Genomic DNA, 21293 nt, shown 5'->3' with positions numbered 1-21293 from the left:
AATAATATCTCTTATTATAATGAGAATTCCATTGGCAGACTTTTTCCAAAATCATCGATATAAAATAATTTTATTTTTTCTTTACCAGAAAGTGTTTTATTTACATTAATGGCTGTTTCTGATTTTGGTGATAGAAAACTAGGTGTTTTTTCAATTTCTTTTCCATCAACAATAAGTTTTCCAATATTGACAAAATAAGGTGAATTGTTTGATACCACAAGGCTATTATTTTTTACATTCCAATTTAACTCTTTGATTTCCTTTTCAATATTAACATTTTTAAGAGATTGAGGTCTGTAAATTAGCTTGATCCTATTGGTTAGAGAATAGCGAAGGACATTCTCTAAATTTTCATTACTTGGTGCGACAAATTTAACATTGATCCAATACATAGATTCAACATCATTAGACAAAATAGTATTTTTAGTCACTTGTAATGTATTTTTTTGCTGTGCCATTAACTTAATTAATGGTGGAGTAATAACAAAATCTTGAGTGAGTTTACCATTAAGATCTTCGACCCAAGACTGTAATAAATAATTAGTATTTTTATCGTCATTAAAGGCAACAAAACCTTCATTGTTATTTGTTTCATTATAAACAACACGTGTTGTTTCTAATCCAAATCCAGCAAAACAAGATGTGATTGAACTAAATATTAAGCCTAATCCTAAGAGTGTGTTTTTTAATATCATTGGTAAATACCTCTTGAATAGAAGCAGGTTAATATAATAATTAACCTGCTTCTATTTATTATTGATAAGTCAGAGTATAATTTAATGTTGCATCAGCACGTCCTGCTTCTACGTCATCATCAGTGCTGACATATTTGGCAATAAAAGAGAGTGTTTTAGATTTAAGATCGCCAGTATCTTTAATATCATACTCTTCAGTAAAATTGATATGGTAAGGATTAACTAGATCATAATCATCATAAATATGGATGCCGACATTTTTTGCGGTATTAGGATCATTAGGATTATCTAATGCTAAAATTCTATCAGAACTATCATCAGTTTTACCTGATAATTTTAATTTAACTTTACCTTGTGGTGGACAATTAATTAAAGAGATATCTAATTTACCATTACCCGCTGTTCCACCTACTTCGCTACCTGCGTCATTAAATTCACTGGTCGCGTAACGTCCCATATTAACGTTACCATCAGAACCTGTGCCATTAATATCAATAGTACACGTTGATGAATAAATTAAACCAGTAAAAGAAATCTGACCAGTTTGCTCTTCAGCAGAAACTGTAGCACTTGCCGTTATTGCGGAAATAACGAAAACCATTGGAAGTAATTTTTTTGTTAAAATAGGCATGTTAACCCCTAGTGATTGATATAAATAGTATTTAATGAAGCATATCAAGTGCTATTTATTCTAAGATTAGTTTATTATTACTGCTCATAGATCAACTAAAGGCACCAGGAGATATCAGCACTTTAAACAGATAAATCCAATAAAAAATATAATCTTAAATAAAATAGCTTTTACTATTAATCATAAAAATCGTAATCAACTTTCATTGTTTTAATTTTTATAATTAACATTAAATTTGGATATAGAAATTCGCTTCAATTTTTGTATAAGCGGATTCTATGTAGTTTATTTAGTTCTGTCTCATGCACAGTGTTACAAAATTCTCTTATGTAATAGATGAAAATCATTAACAAGATAATAAAATATAATTTTTTTTATGTTATTTTTCATTGGATTATGTTTTTGAGAGAGAATGAGGATCAGAGGGGATAGTTTAAATTTACTTTATGGAAAATATATTTAGTTACAAATAGCATTAATATTAAATTATCAGGATGACAATTCTTTATAAAAAGTAGTCATTAAAAGAAGAGTTCCTAATAATAATGTAAACAGTATTAGTAGGAATAATTATTATTATAACTTTCTTTGTCTGTTTTTTTATTTAACTTTCATATTGGGTGTCTTAAATATGAAAACCCCCATATTAAATGCAATTTTATTGAGCTTTCATTTTTCTATATAAAGTCGCAATGCTTATTCCTAAAATTTCAGCAGCTTTTTTCTTTCCTTCTAATGTTATTCCTGTTTTATCTAACACGTTCATAATAGTTTGATATTCTGATGTCAGACTTTGAGTTTTGAGAAGCTCTTGTGTGTTTAATGGTTGAGTTTTATTGTCTGTTTTAGCTTCTGTATAGATACCACTGGCTTTTTCTTTTTCTAAAGGATCAGAATGAGGAGGTTCTAGCAAATAAGGAGGAAGGTGACTGAGGTTTAAATCAACGGTATCGCCTTGCATAACATACATATACTCAATCACATTGCGTAGCTCTCTGATATTGCCGGGCCAATCATAGGAATATAAGTAGTTAATAATAGAATTGGGGATCTTCGCTGCAGGTCGCTGATAGGTTAATGCTAAATTGTCAGCAAAAAATTGTGCAAGCTCTGCAATGTCTTCCCGATGATCACGTAATGCGGGAGTGTGGATCGGAACAACATTCAGACGATAAAACAGATCTTCACGAAATTGTCCTTTATTTACCATTTCACGCAGATCTTTATTGGTGGCGGCAATGATCCTCACATCAATATTGATCATATTATTAGAGCCAACACGAGTAATACTTTTTTCTTGAAGTACGCGTAAAAGCTTGGCTTGTAAATGCAAAGGCATATCCCCAATTTCATCTAGGAATAGGCTTCCACCATGCGCTAATTCAAATTTACCAATACGCCCTTTAGGATCAGCGCCACTAAATGCACCACGTACATAACCAAAGAGCTCACTTTCCAGTAGTTGTTCTGGGATAGCTGCACAGTTAATGGTAATAAAAGGTTGTTTTGTGCGTAGGCTTTGTTGGTGAATAGTGTAAGCAACCACTTCTTTACCTGAACCGCTTTCTCCGGTGATAAGTACGCTGGCGTGGCTAACGGCGACTTTACTTAACATGCTTTTTAATTGAAGCATATTTTGTGAGTTGCCAATTAAAGGGGAGTGGGGATTTTCATCAACAGAGAGGGTATTTACTTGTGTCATATAATCACGAGCATCATGAAATATAACCATGCTGAGTTGGTCATTATCAACCGATGAAAATGTGATTTTTTTACACAGAACATGATAGCGTTGTTGGTTTAATACCAGCCATGCTTCTTCATCGCCATAAAGAATATCGCCTGTCATCTGGATATCAAGAGATTGACCAATCAATTCACAATCAAAAAAACGTAAAGCAGAAAGATTGGCGTGCCAAATTTTGCCTTGGCTATCGATCGCAATAACACCTCTATCCATTACATCAATCAAGTTACGGAAAGTGCCAAATCGTTCTTGCTCTCTAAGCCTTTCAAGGCATTCAAAAACACGGCTTGAGATCATCTCTGAAAATTGTTCTATAAAGGTAATAAAAGCCTGCTTTTGTTTCATCAGGAATTTTTTTTGTTCTCGGTTAGAACAGATAATACCAATAACACCAATAACTTGATTATTAAGGAAAATTGGCGCGTTTAGATCAAGCTCTTCGGTACAAGTTAAGCGATTTTGACAGAGTTGGCAGAGATCGTTCTCTTTTGGATCTTCAATCAGAATGGTTTTTTGAACCTGTAGCACATGGCGATAAATATGCCCATTACTGGAGACGTCTTGATTGAGCATATAGCGATAACGACCTGTACCAGCAATACGAATTAAGTTGTTATCAATAATTTCAACATCGGTACCAGTGATACCGGCAATGGCGTCAGTGTACTTGCTGATTTCATCTTGTAGGGTACTGAGTAATGAGTGCATCACATTCTCACCTTAAAATTATCAATATTGATAATAAATTATCATCACCTGTTTAGGGTGTTAAATTTAGTTGTTATTTATTAGTTTGTTATGTGATTTTTGTATAAAGCTCACACAGTTTATTATTATTGATAATTTATCACTTAAATAAAACCGCCTAGATCACAGCTTTTCTGCATCATTAATTTCATCTCTTAATCGTTAAAACAATAAAAATATTTAAAATCAAATGGTTATATTTTTATTCGATGCTTTTTGAGTAAGTTGGCATACATATTGCGATATAGGGGATAACCCTATGTATTCCGATTAATCGCGATATTGGGTTATCGCGAATTTTAAAGTGTGATTAAGAGGTAATTCCATGCAGGAGCAATTGCAGTACCTGATTAACCAAAGTTCATTTACGCGAAAACCAACCGCTGAGCTTGCCCCTTTTCGTTATGAAGAGTTAGTCAAAGCGTTAGATTTTCACAGAACTATTCCAGGATACGCACCTACACCGTTATTTCATTTACCCCAGTTAGCCAAAACCTTAGGGGTTGGTGAGTTATATCTCAAAGACGAGTCTTTCCGTTTTGGTTTAAAAGCGTTTAAAGCGTTAGGTGGTGCTTATGCGATGGCACGCCATATTGCTGATTTCCTCGAAATGGACATAAGTGAATTACCTTATGAGGTAATGATCAGTGATGAGATCAGGAAAAAGTTAAATGGCGTAACTTTTGCGACAACCACTGACGGGAATCATGGACGCGGTGTTGCTTGGATGGCAAGACAGTTAAAGCAAAAAGCAGTGGTCTATATGCCAAAAGGATCATCACAAGAACGTTTGGATGCCATTTTACGTGAAGGCGCCGTCGCTGAAATCGTTGATATGAACTATGACGATGCAGTGAGAATGACGGCTGAAATGGCTGAAAAATATGGCTGGATAGTGGTTCAAGATACTGCATGGGATGGTTATGAAGAGATCCCACTTTGGATCATGCAAGGCTACGGCACTTTAATGCTGGAATCTCTCGCGCAATTACATGAAGTCCCTCCGACGCATATTTTTGTGCAAGCCGGTGTGGGCTCTTTTGCGGGTATGGTGCAAGGCATGGTAACCGCGGCTTATGGAAAACAAGCACCGAAAGTGATTGTGGCTGAAGCGCGTATTGCCGACTGCTTATATCAATCTGCAGTATCAGGAAAAGCGGATGCTACTCCTGTTGGTGGGGATCTACAAACGGTGATGGCAGGGCTTGCTTGTGGTGAGGCGAATAGTATTGGTTGGAATTTATTACGCGATTATTCAGCGGCATTTTTCTCTTGCCCTGATGCCGTCGCGACTAGGGGAATGCGGATTTTAGGGAACCCTTTACCTGGTGATCCGCACATCATTTCTGGTGAATCTGGCGCAGTGACAACAGGCTTGCTCTCTATTTTGATGCAATCACCTGTTTATCAGAGCGCGAAAGAAGCGCTGGGATTAGATGAAAATGCAAGAGTGCTTGTGATAAGCACTGAAGGTGACACTGATCCTGAACGTTATCGCGATATCGTGTGGGATGGTGAGTTGCCTAGCTTCAAACAATTTTAAAAAACAAATAAGTCTTTTGGAGTGAACAGTATGTTATCAGCAAACCGATTTGATGAAGTTATTAAGAATTGCCAATTATTAATCCAACAAAAAAGCTATTCAGGTGAAGAAGGTAACGTTGTTAAGGTCATAGAAGAGATGATGAAAAACTATGATTTTGACGATATTCATATTGATAAATACGGCAATATCATTGGCGGAATTATAGGTCAACACCCAGGGAAAACTCTTGTTTTTGATGGTCATATCGACACCGTACCGGTTAGTGAGCGTGACTGGAAAGAAAAGCCTTATGGTGCAGAAATAAAAGACGGTAAGATTTATGGCCGTGGCACCAGTGATATGAAAGGTGCTGTCGCTGCCATGATTTCGGCGATAGGTTTTTATGGCCAAGATAATCAGCGCAACTTTGCTGGCCGCATTTATGTCTCTTGTATTGTGCATGAAGAGTGTTTTGAAGGTGTTGCCGCAAGACTCGTTTCTGAGCGCTATAAACCAGACTATGTGGTGATTGGTGAAGCCTCCGAATTAAACCTCAAAATTGGGCAACGTGGTCGTGCTGAAATTGTTGTTGAAACTTTTGGTAAACCCGCTCACTCCGCTAATCCAGATGCAGGGATCAACTCTGTTTATAAAATGGCAAAACTGATCGAGAAGATCAGAACCTTAACGCCATCGGTTCATCCTGTATTAGGAAAAGGGATCTTAGAACTAACGGATATTAAATCATCACCTTATCCGGGTGCTTCGGTAGTACCTGAGTATTGTCGTGCCACTTACGATCGCCGTTTATTAGTGGGTGAAACTAAAGAGCAAGTGCTTGCACCATTACAAAAAGCGATTGATGAACTCGCTTCTCAAGATGCTGATTTTAAAGCTAAAGTCTCTTATGCCTACGGTACTGAAAAATGTTACACCGGAGCCACTATTGAAGGTGAACGTTTCTTCCCTGGTTGGGTATTAGAAGAGAGCGATCCTTATGTACAAAGTGTTTTAAAAGGGCTCCATGAATCGGGCTTTAGCCCTACCGTCACACAATACTCTTTCTGTACTAACGGTAGCCACTATGCAGGTGAAGCGGGTATTAAAACCATTGGTTTTGGCCCATCTCGCGAAAACTTGGCACACACCATTGATGAATATATCGAAATTGAACAGCTAACAGGTGCTGCGAGCGGTTACTACAGCATTATGAATAGCCTTTACCACCTTTAATTCTTACGAAATAAATCCTTACTAGAAGAGTATCTGACAAAACAGTCAGATGCTCTTTGGAGAAATAACAGAATGAAAACAATATTTAAAAACGCCACTGTTATTGATGGAACAGGGGCAAGTGCATATCAAGCTGATGTTGTGGTTAATGAAGGAAAAATAATAAAAATCGGCCAGTTTGATGCAAAAACAAATGATCAGATTATTGATGCAACAGGGAAAATAGTTTGTCCCGGTTTTATAGATACACATACTCACTCTGATTTGTCTGCTCTGCTTAATCCTGCTTTATCCGCCAAAATCCGCCAAGGGATCACCACTGAATTGTTAGGGCAAGATGGTGTCGCGTTAGCACCATTACCAGAACAATATATTTCTGCATGGCGCAAGAATATTGCGGGTTTAGATGGTGATTCTGACAGTATTGATTGGCATTTTAAAAATACCGAAGGTTACTTAGGGATGTTGGAAGCGAGAGGCTCTGCAACCAATCTGGCTTACCTTGTTCCGCATGGCAACATCCGAATGGAAGCGATGGGATTAGAAGGTAATCCTTCTACTCGCGAAGATGTCGCCAAGATGTGTGAGATCTTAGAGCGTGAATTAAAAGCGGGGGCATTTGGTTTATCAACAGGATTGATTTATATGCCTTGTGCCTTTGGTGATACTGCAGAAATGATCGAACTTTGTAAGGTGACAGCAAAACACAATGGTATTTTTGTCGTTCACCAACGCAGTGAAGCTGACGATATTATTCAATCAACTCAAGAGATTATTGATATCGCTAAAGCATCCGGTGTTTGGTTGCATATTTCCCATATGAAAGTTTGTGGTAAGAAAAACTGGGGATTAATCGATGAAATGCTCGGTATGTTAGAGCAAGCACAAAAAGAGGGCATTCGTATCTCTTTTGACCAATACCCGTATGTGGCAGGTAGTACTATGCTCGGGGTGATCTTACCGCCTTGGGTTCACGCAGGAGGTACAGAAAAATTATTAGAGCGCTTAGCTTCTCCTGAACTGCGTAAAAAGATGATTGAAGATATTGAAAAAGGTATTCCAGGTTGGGATAACTTTATTGATTTCGCAGGGTTAGAAAATATTTATGTCACTAGTTCTAAAACAGAAAAAAACCAAGATGCCGTTGGCCTTAGCCTTGTAGAGCTAGGTAAATTGAGAGGTAAAGATCCGTATAACGCAACTTTCGATCTGCTATATGAAGAAGAAAATGCGGTAGGAATGGTGGATTTTTACGGTACAGAAGAACACGTTATCAAATTCTTATGTCGTCCTGAACAAAACGTATGTACTGATGGGCTAATGGGGGCCGGTAAGCCTCATCCCCGTGTATTCGGTGCATTCCCACGTGTTTTAGGGAAGTACGTCAGAGAAGAAAAATGCCTCACTTGGGAACAAGCTATCCGCAAAATGACAGGTAAACCTGCAGAAGTCCTTCGATTAACCGACAGAGGCTTAATTAAAGAGGGATATGCCGCAGATATTGTGATGTTTGATCCTGAAACCATTATTGATAAAGGCACATTTGTTGAACCAAACCAATACCCAGAAGGGATCGACTTGGTGATGGTCAATGGACGTATCGCATTAATTAATGGGATCGAAAGTTACGCCTGTAGCGGTCATGTTTTAAGAGCATAACCTTACAATAGCGCTCTTAAACATTAAATCTTATCTCTGTTTATCACGGTTGTTCTTCAACCGTGATGGTTTCCCCTTACCTGAGGAACAGGAAAATGAGTTCAAATATTATTCCAAATCTTCAACAGAAGAAAACATGGAAAGCTCGTTACACCGTTTTATCCTTAATTTGGTTAGCCTGGTTACTTTCATTCTTAGATAGAATGGTAATGAGTGTTTCATTACCCTTTATTGGACGTGATCTTAATCTTGATACCACCCAACAAGGCTTAATTATCAGTGCGTTCTTTGTCGGTTATGCGGCATTCCAAATACCCGGTGGTTTCTTAGCTGACCGCTTTGGCGCGCGTAAAATCATGGCGATCGGTATTGCATGGTGGTCAGTATTCACTAGCTTAACGGGTATGGTGTTTACATTACCGTTAATGCTTGCCGTGCGATTCTTATTTGGTATTGGTGAAGGCTGTTTTCCCTCTGCTTCTTGGAAAATGATCTCAACGTATTTCCCATCTAAAGAGCGTGGTCGTGCAACGGCAATTCAATCAACAGTAAATACCTTAGGGCCAGCATTAGCTGTCATTGTTGCAGCGAGTATTATCGGTGCTTTTGGCTGGCATATGGTGTTTATTGTTTTAGGTATTCCCGGTTTATTAATTGCTGCTGGTATTTACTTCTTCACTCGTGATAATCCAAAAGATCACCCAAGTATTACTCAGCAAGATCTCGATGAATTAGCAGCAGACGGTACATTAACGGATAAACCTGTTGAAGCGGTACCTTTTAAAGACGTTTTAAAGATGCCAGTGTTGTGGCAAATGGCAGCGATTTGGTTTCTGTTTGATATTACCTTCTGGGGATTTTCAACATGGTTGCCAAGTTATTTAATTACTGTTCGTGAATTCTCTTTGGCTAAAACCGGGGTAATGGCGGCTATTCCATTCTTATTTGGTGCTGGTGGTACATTATTAGGGGGTTATGTTTCTGATAAATGTAAATCACAGCGTAAATGGTTATATATGATTACCGCAGTGATTGCTGCAGGCTTCTTATATATGACATATACCGTTGAAAGTGCTGATATGGCTGTTGTATATCAGTGTATTTCAGCATTATTTATGTTCTTCGCCATGGCGATGTTCTGGGGTATTTTAATGGATACTATCCCGAATAAAATCATGGGCCGTGCTTCAGGAATTGTTAACTTCGGTGGTCAAATGGCGGGTGTTGTTTCCGCACCGGTTATGGGCTTCTTAATTAAAGCCAGTGGTGGCAGTTATGACAGTGCATTTATGTTTATGATAATTGCATTAGTTGCTTCTGCTGTTGTGACGTTCACCGTTAAAATGAAAAATACACCAGCATCCGTTTAATTAATCAGTATTAATAACGTTTATATTTTAATAAGTATGATGTTATTAAAACAAGTAAGATTAATTTAATAAAATAAATGTATTAACTGTAAGATTTATTTATTAAAACTCATTATACGCTTTATTGATTTTTTAATTTAAAAAATCTTATTGCAGGATATTTTTGTCTTAAAAAAGCCACGATTAAAAATCGTGGCTTTGCTTTTGCTAGATTAATGACATTATTTGTTTATCAGAACAAAGTCATTACCACTAAAACAGAGTGTGGCATCGCCACGAATAACTCGGTGATGAGCAATATGGCGTTGGCTATTTAATGAGGCGTGTTGCTTCATCATATAAGCCTCTAAATGCCATGCAATAAGTTGTTTAGCGAGTTTTTTATTAGCATGCTGACTACGCTCTGATTGCACTTTTATACTAATACCAGTGGCAATATGTGTTGCTCTGACCGCAGATTCTGTTTTGTTAACATGCTGGCCTCCGGGGCCATTGGAACGCATGGTTTCAAAGACAATTTCTTTGTCATTAATTTCATCAGGTTGTTCAAAACAAGCAACACCAATAAACCAGTTTTTACGCTTATGTCGTGGTCGTAATGTGCTTGCACACTGCCATTGCACTGAACCTGCCCACTGTTGTGCGATAGCTTGTGCATCACTACCTTCAAGAGACACTAACGCAGATTTTAAGCCATGACGTGAAGGTTCTTTTTCAAGAACAGTAACCTTCACTTGCTGTTTTATCGTTGATTTCAAAAAGTAATTTAAGGCTTTTTCAACGGCTAAACAACACTCTTCAGGGCCTTGTGCGGAGGTGAATTGTAATAACATTACGCCATCTCCCCACTTGTTTTATAGGTGATCACCGGTTTTAAACGTGCAATAACTTCGATTAATCCAATGTTCACCATACTTTCAATCACAGTCTCAATTGATTTATAAGATTGTGGTGCCTCTTCATAAATCAGCTGTTTATTGGCACAAATAATACGGCTACCTAATGTAGTTCGTGAAAGTTGTAAGGGTGTAAAACGGTGTGATAAACGGCCTTTACACTCGGTACGCATCCATTTTCTGCCTGCACCATGCGGTAATGAATGAAGACTTAATTCAGACACAATAGGCTTAACAATATAACTGTGATCACCGCGTGAACCCGGAATAACGACCATATCGTGATGTGCCGGTGTTGCACCTTTTCGATGTAACCAGCCTTGTTGACCATATAACTCACAAGGCTCTACAAGATTATGATTTACATCAGAAATAACTTCACCTTGAGTACGAATTTGGCGCATCATTCTTTCACCAATAAGGCGACGATTAATCTTTGCATAATCAAGTGCATTATTGTGAGCTTGCAAATATTCATTTGCATCTTCGGTGTTAGCAACCAGTCCTTTATGACCAAACTGTTCTGTATGGGCACGTAAGATAGATTGTCCTAAACCTCTCGATCCGCTGTGAACAAGTAGCAATAACTGTTTTTTATTGATACCACTTTCAGCGAAAAGGGTTTCATTGATCACTTGATCAATTTGTTGGAATTCAGCAAAGTGATTACCACCACCAATAGAGCCTAAAGATCCAGCAAAAGGGTGGTTTTGCATTTCAGTCGGTAGATGTGCTTCTAGCCATTCTGAAGGTGCGATATCACTCATTTCACTCAACTGTTTTTCTGCTTTATCTAAGTTAAGTTTGCTGTTTTTAAATTCAGTTTGAAAGAGTGTCATACCACAGCCAATATCATTTCCGACTAAAGCAGGGTAAAAATGATTAACAGAAAAAAAGGCTGCACCAATAGGATAACCGCGACCTGGATGTAGGTCTGGCATACCTGCCACATAAGCCATATCAGGAAGTTGAGCCGTTGTTTCTAATTGTTGGATTGCTTTGCTTTCAATCCAAGTATTATCAGATGCGATATAACAAACGCTATCAGATAAATAATGAACACACTTGTCCATATACCAATCCATATAATGTAAAGGATAAAAAATAAATTGATTGGCGGACAGCAAAAAGAAGGAAAAAAGGATTACTTCTGAGGTTGTCCGCAAAGAGTATTCATATTTGTAGTTGTCATGGGATACCTCCTTGCGTTAATTAAAATGGGTGAGAAATAATAAATCGCGGGCATAGTAACCACTTTTTTTTGCCTTGGCAATCAAAAGTGGCGTGAATTTTCTTTATTTTTATAAAAGAGAATAAATGTAATTTATTTAATTTAAGGCTAAATTTTCTTTATTATCTATTTTAGTTAGCACTTTATTTTGAATTAATAAATTATTTTTACTGAGCTTTTTCGGCAATAATCTTCGTAATCATCCGTTAATTTTCTATCTGTGATCACAACATCAAACTGAGCTAAATCGCCCATATTGCCTGTCGCTGTTTCATCAAAATAGTGATATTTGGTGAGTAAGATCTTACGAATAGATTTATCCATCGCTTTTTTCTTCATATAAAGATCGTCGATGTTATAACAGGTAACGCCAAAATCGAGATGAACACCTTCAGCTGAAATAAAGGCTTTCTTAGGATTAATGTTATCGAGATAAGAAGGTTGAGTAGGATTGTAGAAAGAATCACTTTTAGGACGATATTCACCTCCACAAAGTAATACAGTGGCATTTTTTTTCTGGCTTAATGCCCAAAATACGCGATGAGAATAACAAATTCCGGTGAAATGCAGGTTATCGGGAATAAGTTCAATCAGTGTAGGAATAAGTTGTCCATTATCGAAAAAAAGAACATCGCCATCAGAGACCATACCTGCGGCAAGATTAGGAATATGAAGTTCTTCGGTTTGATCTGGCGTAATAATATCAGAGGATGTTGAAATTAATCCTGAATGAGGCTGGGCTAATGCAACAACATAACCACCTAATAATGACATCGGAAAAGGGTTTTCGGTGTCAGAACTCAGGTCGCGCCTAATTGTCATTTCAGAAACTTCAAGGATCCTCGCGGCGTCTTTAAGATGTATGCGACCTGAGCGTTTAATACATTCACTGAGGCGGCGCAAACGTTCATGCTGTTTGGTCTCTATCACCGAAGGATCCTTGTGTTATCGAATAGCGTACTCCAAGAAAATATACGCTAAATAATTAGTAGTTTGATTCAGGTGCATCTGAATCTGTTGCGATAGCGACACTTGCGCTAGCACCGATACGTGTTGCACCTGCTTTGATCATGTTTAATGCTGTTTGACGATCGCGAACACCACCTGATGCTTTCACGCCCACTTCATCACCCACTGTTTTACGCATTAATGCAACATGATGTTCTGTGGCGCCCATTGTACTGTATCCTGTTGATGTTTTCACAAAATCAACGCGGATCTCACGACACATTTCACAAACTAAACGTACTTCGTCGTCAGTTAATAAGCAAGTTTCTAAAATAACTTTCAGAGTTGTATTACCACAAGCTGCTTTTACTGCTTCAATATCTTGTTTTACGAAGTCTAAACGACCACTTTTTAACATACCGATATTGATAACCATATCGACTTCTTGTGCGCCTTGACGAATAGCTTCAGCCGCTTCAAACGCTTTTGTTGCTGTTAAACCAGCACCAAATGGGAAGTCGATAACACAACATACTTTTACATCACTTCCTTTAAGGCAAGTTCTTGCTAAAGGGATGTAAGAAGTGTTAATACAAACAGAGAAAAAACCATGTTCAGCTGCTTCAGCACACAATTTCTTGATTTGTGCTTCAGTTGTATCTGCAGCAAGAAGGGTATGATCGATATAATTAGCTAATGGGCGCATTGTATATTCCTTAATAAGAAGATTGTTATTTATCACTCATGTTAGTTTGGCAACATATTAGTGCGGTTTTAACGAGATAACAATCACAAATGATATTTAAATAACATGATACTGTTATATATCTATCAAAATGTCACTATTTTAACATTTATAAATTTCACATAAGAGTAAGAGGCGCTATGGATATCGCAGTGATTGGTTCAAATATGGTGGATTTGATCACCTATATAGATAGGATGCCAAAAGAAGGGGAAACCCTTGAGGCGCCGGCATTTAAGATTGGTTGTGGTGGTAAAGGAGCAAATCAAGCGGTTGCTGCTGCTAAATTAAATTCGAAAGTGATGATGTTAACAAAGGTTGGCGATGATATTTTCGCGGATAACACCATCATGAATTTAGGATCTTATGGCATTAATACACGCTATGTTGAAAAAGTGCCCGGTACAACAAGTGGTGTTGCACCTATTTTTGTGACTTCCCAATCATCAAATAGCATTTTAATTGTTAAAGGGGCTAATCAACATTTGTCACCAGAAGACATTGATAGAGCCACAGATAGTTTGAAAAAATGCAAAATAATTGTCCTGCAATTAGAAATCCCACTTGAAACGGTTTATCACGCTATTGAGTTTGGTAATAAACACCATATTCCTGTGTTATTTAATCCAGCACCCGCTTCAAAAGCATTAGACCTTACTATTGCTGCCCGTTGTGACTTTTTTGTTCCGAATGAAACAGAGCTGGAAATTTTGACGGGTATGCCAATCACCACAATGGATGAAATTCGCGAAGCCGCTTGTTCTTTGCTACACAAGGGTTTTAAGAATGTCATCGTTACATTAGGTGAGAAAGGGGCATTATGGATGAATGGCAAAATTGAGAAGTACATTCCTGCCATCGAAGTTGATGCAATAGATACCAGTGGAGCGGGCGATGCCTTTATTGGTTGTTTCTCTCATTATTATGTTCACACCAATAATATTGAAGAAGCATTAAATAAAGCGGTGATGTTTTCAGGTTTAAGTGTTGCGGGAAAAGGCACGCAATCTTCTTATCCAAGTATTGAAGAATTTGGGCAGTTTTTGTCACAGGCAAAGTAATATCCTTTTTCATAATCACTCCTTTCTATTCTCTCAGTTATCTAACTCGTAAGATGATTGAGAGAATTTATTTTAAATCAATAAATTAAATTATATTTTTGATTGCTATTAAATTTTTCTCTACAAAAAAAGATCTCGTATTATGTGATTCATTTCACACCATCATGACAAATATGATTGAAATACAATTTCATTGAATGTAATTTAAATTGAAATTTGGTTTCATTGAGGTTGTTGTGATGAAAGAAGATGCATTGAGCGAATGTCTTAAAAATGAAAGCAATCAAGAAACAGCACAGTTTTCTGAATTAAGCGCTTTAGAGTTGGTCACGCTTATCAATAGTGCAGATATGACTGTTGCCAATGCCGTTAAAAAAGAATTACCGGCTATCGCTAAAGTAGTAGAAAAAATTACCGAACGTTTGCAAAAAGGTGGGCGTATTTTTTATGTCGGCGCAGGAACAAGTGGCCGATTGGCGGTATTAGACAGTGCGGAATGTCCTCCTACTTTTGGTGTATCTCCTACATTAGTTCAGGCGATTATTGCAGGCGGTCATGATGCAATGCTAAAAGCAGTCGAAAATATTGAGGATAGCCAAGAAGCAGCAATTGAAGAACTTCAACGTCGTCATGTCGGTGATAAAGATGTGGTTATTGGCATTGCTGCAAGCGGTCGTACCCCCTTTACTGTCGCGGCTTTGCAGTATGGTAAAAAGCTAAAAGCGTTGACCGTTTCCATTACCACTCGTGGCAAAAGTATGATGAGTGACATTGCTGACTTATCTATTGCACCAGATGTGGGCGCAGAGGTGTTAACAGGCTCCACAAGAATGAAAAGTGGCACAGCTCAAAAAATGATTTTGGGTATGTTAAGCACCAGCGTAATGACTAAGCTTGGAAAAGTGCATAAAAACCTGATGGTGGATGTGATAGCGAGTAATGAGAAATTACAACGTCGTGCTGAAGGTATTGTCAGCGAAGTTTGTGGAATTTCAAATGAAAGAGCCAGAACACTGTTACAAATGGTTAATTATCATCCTAGAAAAGCTATTTTAATGTACGAACTTCACTTGAGTGTGGAGAAAGTCGATCAAATTACACAGCAATATTCTTATCACTCGCTCCAACAGCAACTTGCACTATTTAACGAATAACAATATGAGTAAACACTCTGAACTTTAGCAGGCACATATATGGCTAATAAAATAGAACATCTCGACACGTTAGCAATAGAAATAGAAAAACACGCTGGTGGGTTTCAAAATGTGGCAACCCTAACACATTGTATGACCCGTATTCGATTGATTTTAAAAGATAGCTCGCTATTTGATGCGGATGCTTTAAAACAAGTTGAAGGCGTTAAAGGTGTTGTATTTAATGGCGAACAACATCAAGTGATTGTAGGAATGGGAACTGCGGCAAAAGTTTATTCCATTATGAATAAGCGTATGCAAAATAGCTCTGTAAGTAGTGAAGATGAGCCTGCGTCAACACCAGTGAAAAAAGGTTTCTCCATTCGCCGAATGCTAAATACATTAGCGGCTATTTTTGTTCCGACAATTCCTGCTTTAATTGGTTGCGGTTTGATTATGGGGCTAATTAATATTATCCGTTTAGTCGCACCGGGCTTAGTTGAGCAATTCCCTGAGCTATTTAAATTATTCAAATTAATTGGTAATACGGTATTTGCCTATCTCTCTATTATGATTGGGATAAATACAGCTAAAGAGTTGGGAGCATCAACCTCGATTGGTGCAGTAATGGCTGGATTATTAGCCATGCCGGGGCTTGCTGATATCACCTTATTTGGTGAAAAATTACAGCCAAACAGTGGTGGTATTTTTGCGGTATTAATGGTGGTCGTGTTCTCTTCAAAATTAGAATTATGGTTCCGTAGTATTGTTAAAGAGAGTCTCGATCTTATCTTAACACCGTTTGTGACTATTTTAGTCTCTTCACTGGTAGCGATTATGATATTCCAACCAATTGGTCATTATCTTAATCAGTTATTAGCACAAGGCGTTTCACTATCACTTTTAAATCAAGGTGGTGGCGCAGTTGTAACGGGAGCCGCATTAGGAGGTAGTTTCTTATTCTTGTTATTAACTGGCTTGCATCAAGGTTTAATTCCAATCCATACCGAAATCTTAAATACGTTTGGTTTAAATTACCTATTCCCTATTTTAGCTATGGGTGGAATGGGGCAAGTAGGCTCTTGTTTTTGGGTTTACTTACGCACTAAAAATCAACGTTTAAAGAAAACATTAATGGGTGCATTACCTGTTGGTATTTTTGGTGTCGGTGAGCCTTTATTATTTGGTGTTTCTCTTCCATTAGGAAAACCGTTTGTCGCGGGATGTATTGGTGGCGCTGCTGGTGGTGCATTAATGGCCTATTTCCAAGTCGGGATCATTATTCCATTTGGTACTGCTGGGTTATCATTAATTCCGTTAGTTGGTGATGGGCAAATTATTAAATTCCTGATCGCAGTATTAGGTGCATGGATTGTCGGTTTTATTGCCAGTATGCTAATGGGATTTACAGATCCAGAGAAATAAGTCAGAAATAAAAAGGATAACAGAATGTCGACACTGACCAAAAAGCTTGAAAGTTTGCTAATACAAGGCAAAGGCACAGAACAACGTATTGCTCATTATTTATTAGAGAATAGTGAGAATATTGCCAGTATGAATGCCGCTGATCTGGCACTTAAAGCAGGTGTAAGTAGTGCTTCTGTTATCCGTTTCTCTCGTCAAATGGGATATCGCGGTTATCCTGAATTTAAAATTGATTACCTTTCAGAAGAAAAGCAACAAAAAAGCAGTGGCGATATTCTTTATGGCAATCTTGCGAAAACAGATTCGACAGAATTAATTATTTCCAAAACAGGACATTTGTTTACCAGCGCTATTTCAGATTCGTTGGCTTTGTTAGATCCCAATACCATTGATGTGTTAGCTGAGAAAATGGTATCAGCAAAACGTATTGTATTGTTTGGTATTGGTGCATCATCGGTTGTGGCGAGTGATATTTTTCATAAATTAATTCGTGTAAATAAAAACACGTTATTTAGCCCTGATCTTCATGCTCAACTGGCTTATTCCGCTAATTTATCTGCTGATGATGTTGCTATTGCTGTCACGGCAAGAGGAAATACGGCAGATATTAATCGAATGCTGAAATCAGCAAAAGATGAGGGCTGCTTAACGGTGGCATTAACGCGCTTTGGGCAAGATGAAGCAACGCGTTTATCTGATTATACGTTGCCTTATTTTTATGACGAACAGCACTCTCAATTAGGGGTGATCACGCCACAAGTTTTACAAATGGTGGCTTTTGATGTGCTATTTTTTAAATATATGACACTGGCGAATGAGTCAGCAGAAAAAGCCTTATTAAAAGGGCGAGAAGCTGTTATGCAAGGAAATCAATAATGTTACTTATCACTACATTAGCGGTGGGTGCGGCTATTGGTTTAGTTATAAGTACGACGGGGGTCGGTGGTGGTGTTATTGTTTTACCTGTATTGACCTATTTCTTTGGCATGAATGCGTTAATGGCAGTGGCAACAGCTAATTTATTATCCATGTTGATGAAAGTCACTTCGTCTTATATGCATTTTCGCCTTGGAAATATTCCCTTTAAAAGGGCGATGATTGTATTAGGAATAATGCTACCAAGTACCTTTGGGGCCAGTGTTTTAGTTAATTATTTAGGTTCGTTAGAGCAGTATCAGCAACAAGTTGAATGGGGAATTAATGCACTCGTCGTCAGTGCTATTGTTTTTTCTCTATTTCTCTTTGTGCAGAGAATGTTTTTCTCATTACCTCCGGTTGTCGTTGAAAATACAGCGTTAGCGCCTTTAAATATAAAAGCACTATTACTTCCTGCAATTGCAGCAGGTGTTGTTTTAGGTGCAACAGGAGTGGGTGGTGGTGTGGTTGTATTACCGTTATTGCTACGTTATGCAAATCTCTCTATAAAACAAGCTATTGGTACTTCTATATTTACCACAACATTGTTATCGGGATCTTCAGCACTCGCCTATATGCAAGATGGGCATACAGATATTCATTTGGCACTGTTGTTATTTTTAGGCTCGTTGATCTCTATTCCGCTGTCTAAGTGGTTATTAATCAGAATGCCTGACAGGGTGTTTCAGTATGCAACTTTGATCTTAATTATTTGTAGTGCCGTGATGATGTTAGCTAAATTATTCTAGTATTAAAATGTGTCATTAATGTTAATTATTAAAGTGTATTTAAATAATAGCCAAATAAAAATAATTTTTTTATTGGCTATTTTTCTATTATCTTATTAATTTAATTGAAGTCATTTTTAATATAAAAGCAATTGTCCACTTTTTATTTGTGTGTTAATGGAATGTATTTTTTATAATTTATTTTTACTGATATATGGTTTTTATCGTAAATAGATAATTGAGATGATAATCACATTAAAGTTAATTCCTATATGTTTCACTGTAACCCTCATTTAATACCTATAAGTGAAGGTACTAGTATTATGGAAAATAATAATAGGAAAACACCTCATATTAGACGTATTGCCCACATTATGATGTATAAACAACGTCAGTGCTTCCATTTCTCTGTTTTTAACGGATAAACCCTCTTTCTATGCTCTAAAAATATAAAGCATACTTCTTAATAATCTAGGTTATTGAGGAAGGTTCTCTATTTTTTAAATAAAAAAATATTTTTTAACTCTATTATTATCAGAATAATTAGGAGATAGGATTATTATGTCTATTAATATTAAAGGTAGAAGTTTTTTAAAATTACTCGACTTTTCATCAGCTGAAATTCAATATTTATTAAAGCTTTCTAAATATTTTAAATCATTAAAAATGGCGGGTATTCCTCATCGCTCTTTAGAAGGTAAAAATATCGTTTTATTATTTGAAAAAACCTCAACGCGCACACGTTGTGCCTTTGAAGTTGCGGGTTATGATTTAGGAATGGGAGTCACTTATCTTGATCCAGGCTCATCACAAATGGGGAAAAAAGAGTCTATTGAAGATACTGCGCGCGTGTTAGGGCGTTTCTATGATGGTATTGAATATCGTGGTTTTGATCAGTCATTAGTTGAAGAATTGGCAGCAAAATCAGGAGTACCTGTATGGAATGGTCTTACCGATAAATTCCATCCAACTCAAATGTTGGCGGATATGCTGACAGTTGAAGAAAACTTTGGTCATTTAAAAGGGCTTAAGCTGACTTTCTTTGGTGATGCTCGCAATAACGTTGCTAACTCTTTAATGGTGGTTTGCGCGAAATTAGGCTTACATTTTACCGCATGTGGTCCAGCATCTTTAATGCCAGAAGAGCAACTTGTGAAGGAATGTCGTGCAATCGCGGCTGAAAACGAAGGCTCTATTACATTGACAGAAGATATTGAGAAAGGGGCAAAAGACGCGAATGTTCTCTATACCGATATTTGGGTGTCAATGGGTGAGCCAGACAGTGTTTGGGATGAGCGAATTCGTTTATTAAAATCCTATCAAGTTAATGAATCTATGATGAAAATGGCAAATCCTCACGCTATTTTCTTACACTGTTTACCTTCATTTCATGACCGCTTAACAACTATTGGTGAAGATATTTATCAAAAATTTGGCTTGAGTGAAATGGAAGTGGCAGACGGTGTTTTTGAGTCTCGCCAATCAAAAGTTTTCGACCAAGCTGAAAACCGTATGCATACCATTAAAGCCGTTATGTTTGCGACGTTAAGCTAAAGCAAGGAGTTAACAATGCCTAAGAAGGTATTTATTGCTTTAGGGGGAAATGCACTGGGCAGTACGCCACTAGAGCAAAAGCAGATAGTGCGGAAAACCGCAAAGCCGATTGTAGATTTGGTTGAGAAAGGCTACCAAGTCATTATTGGTCACGGAAATGGTCCGCAAGTTGGGATGATCAATTTAGCTATGGATTATGCATCGCAACAGAACATTGGCACGCCTTATATGCCATTTGCTGAATGCGGTGCTATGAGTCAAGGCTATATCGGCTATCATCTACAACAGGCTATTAATGACGAATTATGTACGAGAAATCTGAATAAAAATCATGGTTGTGCGACCATAGTGACGCAAGTGGTTGTCGATAAAAACGATCCTGCTTTTTTATCACCCACAAAACCAATTGGCGCGTTTTATACTCAACAACAAGCTGAGGCTATCCAAAAAGAGCATGGTTTCCACTTTATGGAAGATGCAGGACGTGGATATCGTCGAGTCATTCCATCACCCAAACCGTTAGAAATTGTGGAATCACCGATTATTAAACAGTTAGTCGAACGCAATATTGTGGTGATCACGGTTGGCGGAGGTGGTATTCCCGTTATTCGAAAAGGAGAGTTATTAGAAGGCATTGATGCTGTTATTGATAAAGATAACTCTAGCGCTAAATTAGCTGTCGAATTAAAAGCAGATATTTTATTAATATTAACGGCTGTTGATAAAGTCGCTATTAATTTTAATAAACCAGAGCAAATGAATTTAGATAAATTAACCCTTTCTCAGGCTCAAGAATATATTTCTCAAGAGCAATTTGCTAAAGGAAGCATGTTACCTAAAGTCGAGGCTTGCCTTAATTTTCTAAAGGAAAGTGGTAAAGGTGTACAAGCGATTATTACTTCTTTAGATAATGCATTATCTGCTTTAGAAGGAAAAACAGGTACAACAATTATTTCTGATTAATATCATAATTATCATCATTCTAAATTTAATTCTAAAAATAAACACTGCCAGTTAGATATTATTTCTACTGGCAGAGTTACCTCTTAT

19 protein-coding genes are annotated in these 21293 nt (G+C 37.4%); 12 read left to right on the top strand and 7 right to left on the bottom strand.

Annotation, left to right across the window (positions count from 1 at the left end; genetic code table 11):
* Positions 1–14: 14 nt before the first annotated feature.
* From NBG71_RS16190 to NBG71_RS16180, 3 genes are all read right to left on the bottom strand, one after another.
* Positions 15–695 (bottom strand): fimbrial biogenesis chaperone, encoded by a 681-nt coding sequence (locus NBG71_RS16190; RefSeq protein ID WP_196563848.1) that lies wholly within the window; start codon positions 693–695, stop codon positions 15–17.
* 58 nt (positions 696–753) lie between these two features.
* Positions 754–1326: a fimbrial protein gene (locus NBG71_RS16185; protein WP_075672226.1), complete on the bottom strand. Its 573-nt coding sequence runs from the start codon at positions 1324–1326 to the stop codon at positions 754–756.
* A gap of 658 nt (positions 1327–1984) precedes the next feature.
* Positions 1985–3781, bottom strand: a complete 1797-nt coding sequence (locus tag NBG71_RS16180) for a sigma-54 interaction domain-containing protein (RefSeq protein ID WP_099660260.1) — start codon at positions 3779–3781, stop codon at positions 1985–1987.
* A gap of 364 nt (positions 3782–4145) precedes the next feature.
* On the opposite strand from NBG71_RS16180, the gene dpaL reads away from it, so the two are divergent.
* The 4 genes from dpaL (at position 4146) to NBG71_RS16160 (ending at position 9607) form a co-directional block, all read left to right on the top strand.
* Positions 4146–5363, top strand: a complete 1218-nt coding sequence (gene dpaL / locus NBG71_RS16175) for a diaminopropionate ammonia-lyase (RefSeq protein ID WP_075672230.1) — start codon at positions 4146–4148, stop codon at positions 5361–5363.
* A gap of 30 nt (positions 5364–5393) precedes the next feature.
* Complete coding sequence (locus tag NBG71_RS16170; RefSeq protein WP_075672232.1) at positions 5394–6578, top strand: YgeY family selenium metabolism-linked hydrolase; 1185 nt, start codon at positions 5394–5396, stop codon at positions 6576–6578.
* 72 nt (positions 6579–6650) lie between these two features.
* On the top strand, positions 6651–8237 hold the full coding sequence (locus NBG71_RS16165) for an N-acyl-D-amino-acid deacylase family protein (RefSeq protein ID WP_250917020.1): 1587 nt from the start codon (positions 6651–6653) through the stop codon (positions 8235–8237).
* A gap of 95 nt (positions 8238–8332) precedes the next feature.
* On the top strand, positions 8333–9607 hold the full coding sequence (locus tag NBG71_RS16160) for an MFS transporter (protein ID WP_075672236.1): 1275 nt from the start codon (positions 8333–8335) through the stop codon (positions 9605–9607).
* Between the two features lie 221 nt (positions 9608–9828).
* On the opposite strand, the gene prfH is transcribed toward NBG71_RS16160, so the two are convergent.
* From prfH to deoC, 4 genes are all read right to left on the bottom strand, one after another.
* Positions 9829–10440 (bottom strand): peptide chain release factor H, encoded by a 612-nt coding sequence (gene prfH, locus NBG71_RS16155; protein ID WP_250917019.1) that lies wholly within the window; start codon positions 10438–10440, stop codon positions 9829–9831.
* The gene (locus tag NBG71_RS16150; RefSeq protein WP_250917018.1) at positions 10440–11576 is read right to left on the bottom strand and encodes an RNA ligase RtcB family protein; all 1137 of its coding nucleotides are present in this window, start codon (positions 11574–11576) and stop codon (positions 10440–10442) included. Before NBG71_RS16150 ends, prfH begins: the two co-directional genes overlap by 1 nt.
* A gap of 311 nt (positions 11577–11887) precedes the next feature.
* Positions 11888–12664, bottom strand: coding sequence for a DeoR family transcriptional regulator (locus NBG71_RS16145; RefSeq protein ID WP_109419202.1), 777 nt, complete (start codon positions 12662–12664; stop codon positions 11888–11890).
* 55 nt (positions 12665–12719) lie between these two features.
* Complete coding sequence (gene deoC, locus NBG71_RS16140; protein ID WP_075672244.1) at positions 12720–13388, bottom strand: deoxyribose-phosphate aldolase; 669 nt, start codon at positions 13386–13388, stop codon at positions 12720–12722.
* Between the two features lie 179 nt (positions 13389–13567).
* Between deoC and rbsK the strand changes: the two genes are divergently transcribed.
* The 8 genes from rbsK (at position 13568) to arcC (ending at position 21206) form a co-directional block, all read left to right on the top strand.
* A complete protein-coding gene (gene rbsK / locus NBG71_RS16135) occupies positions 13568–14488 on the top strand; it encodes a ribokinase (protein WP_075672247.1) in 921 nt (306 codons plus the stop codon).
* Between the two features lie 239 nt (positions 14489–14727).
* Positions 14728–15642 carry an N-acetylmuramic acid 6-phosphate etherase gene (gene murQ / locus NBG71_RS16130; protein WP_075672249.1) on the top strand — a complete coding sequence of 305 codons (915 nt, stop codon included), beginning with the start codon at positions 14728–14730 and terminating at the stop codon, positions 15640–15642.
* A 39-nt stretch (positions 15643–15681) separates the two neighbouring features.
* A complete protein-coding gene (locus tag NBG71_RS16125) occupies positions 15682–17046 on the top strand; it encodes a PTS transporter subunit EIIC (protein ID WP_250917017.1) in 1365 nt (454 codons plus the stop codon).
* 24 nt (positions 17047–17070) lie between these two features.
* On the top strand, positions 17071–17922 hold the full coding sequence (locus NBG71_RS16120; protein ID WP_075672253.1) for a MurR/RpiR family transcriptional regulator: 852 nt from the start codon (positions 17071–17073) through the stop codon (positions 17920–17922).
* On the top strand, positions 17922–18710 hold the full coding sequence (locus NBG71_RS16115) for a sulfite exporter TauE/SafE family protein (RefSeq protein ID WP_075672255.1): 789 nt from the start codon (positions 17922–17924) through the stop codon (positions 18708–18710). Before NBG71_RS16120 ends, NBG71_RS16115 begins: the two co-directional genes overlap by 1 nt.
* 302 nt (positions 18711–19012) lie before the next feature.
* A complete protein-coding gene (gene speFL, locus NBG71_RS18875; RefSeq protein WP_109372621.1) occupies positions 19013–19114 on the top strand; it encodes a leader peptide SpeFL in 102 nt (33 codons plus the stop codon).
* A gap of 136 nt (positions 19115–19250) precedes the next feature.
* Positions 19251–20243 (top strand): ornithine carbamoyltransferase, encoded by a 993-nt coding sequence (argF, locus tag NBG71_RS16110; RefSeq protein WP_250917016.1) that lies wholly within the window; start codon positions 19251–19253, stop codon positions 20241–20243.
* Positions 20244–20258: 15 nt separating this feature from the next.
* A complete protein-coding gene (arcC, locus tag NBG71_RS16105; protein WP_250917015.1) occupies positions 20259–21206 on the top strand; it encodes a carbamate kinase in 948 nt (315 codons plus the stop codon).
* The last annotated feature ends 87 nt before the right edge of the window (positions 21207–21293 follow it).

This window comes from Proteus sp. FZP2095 (assembly GCF_023701425.1).
Lineage (GTDB): Bacteria > Pseudomonadota > Gammaproteobacteria > Enterobacterales > Enterobacteriaceae > Proteus > Proteus cibarius.
This window is presented reverse-complemented; position numbering and strand designations above follow the sequence as displayed.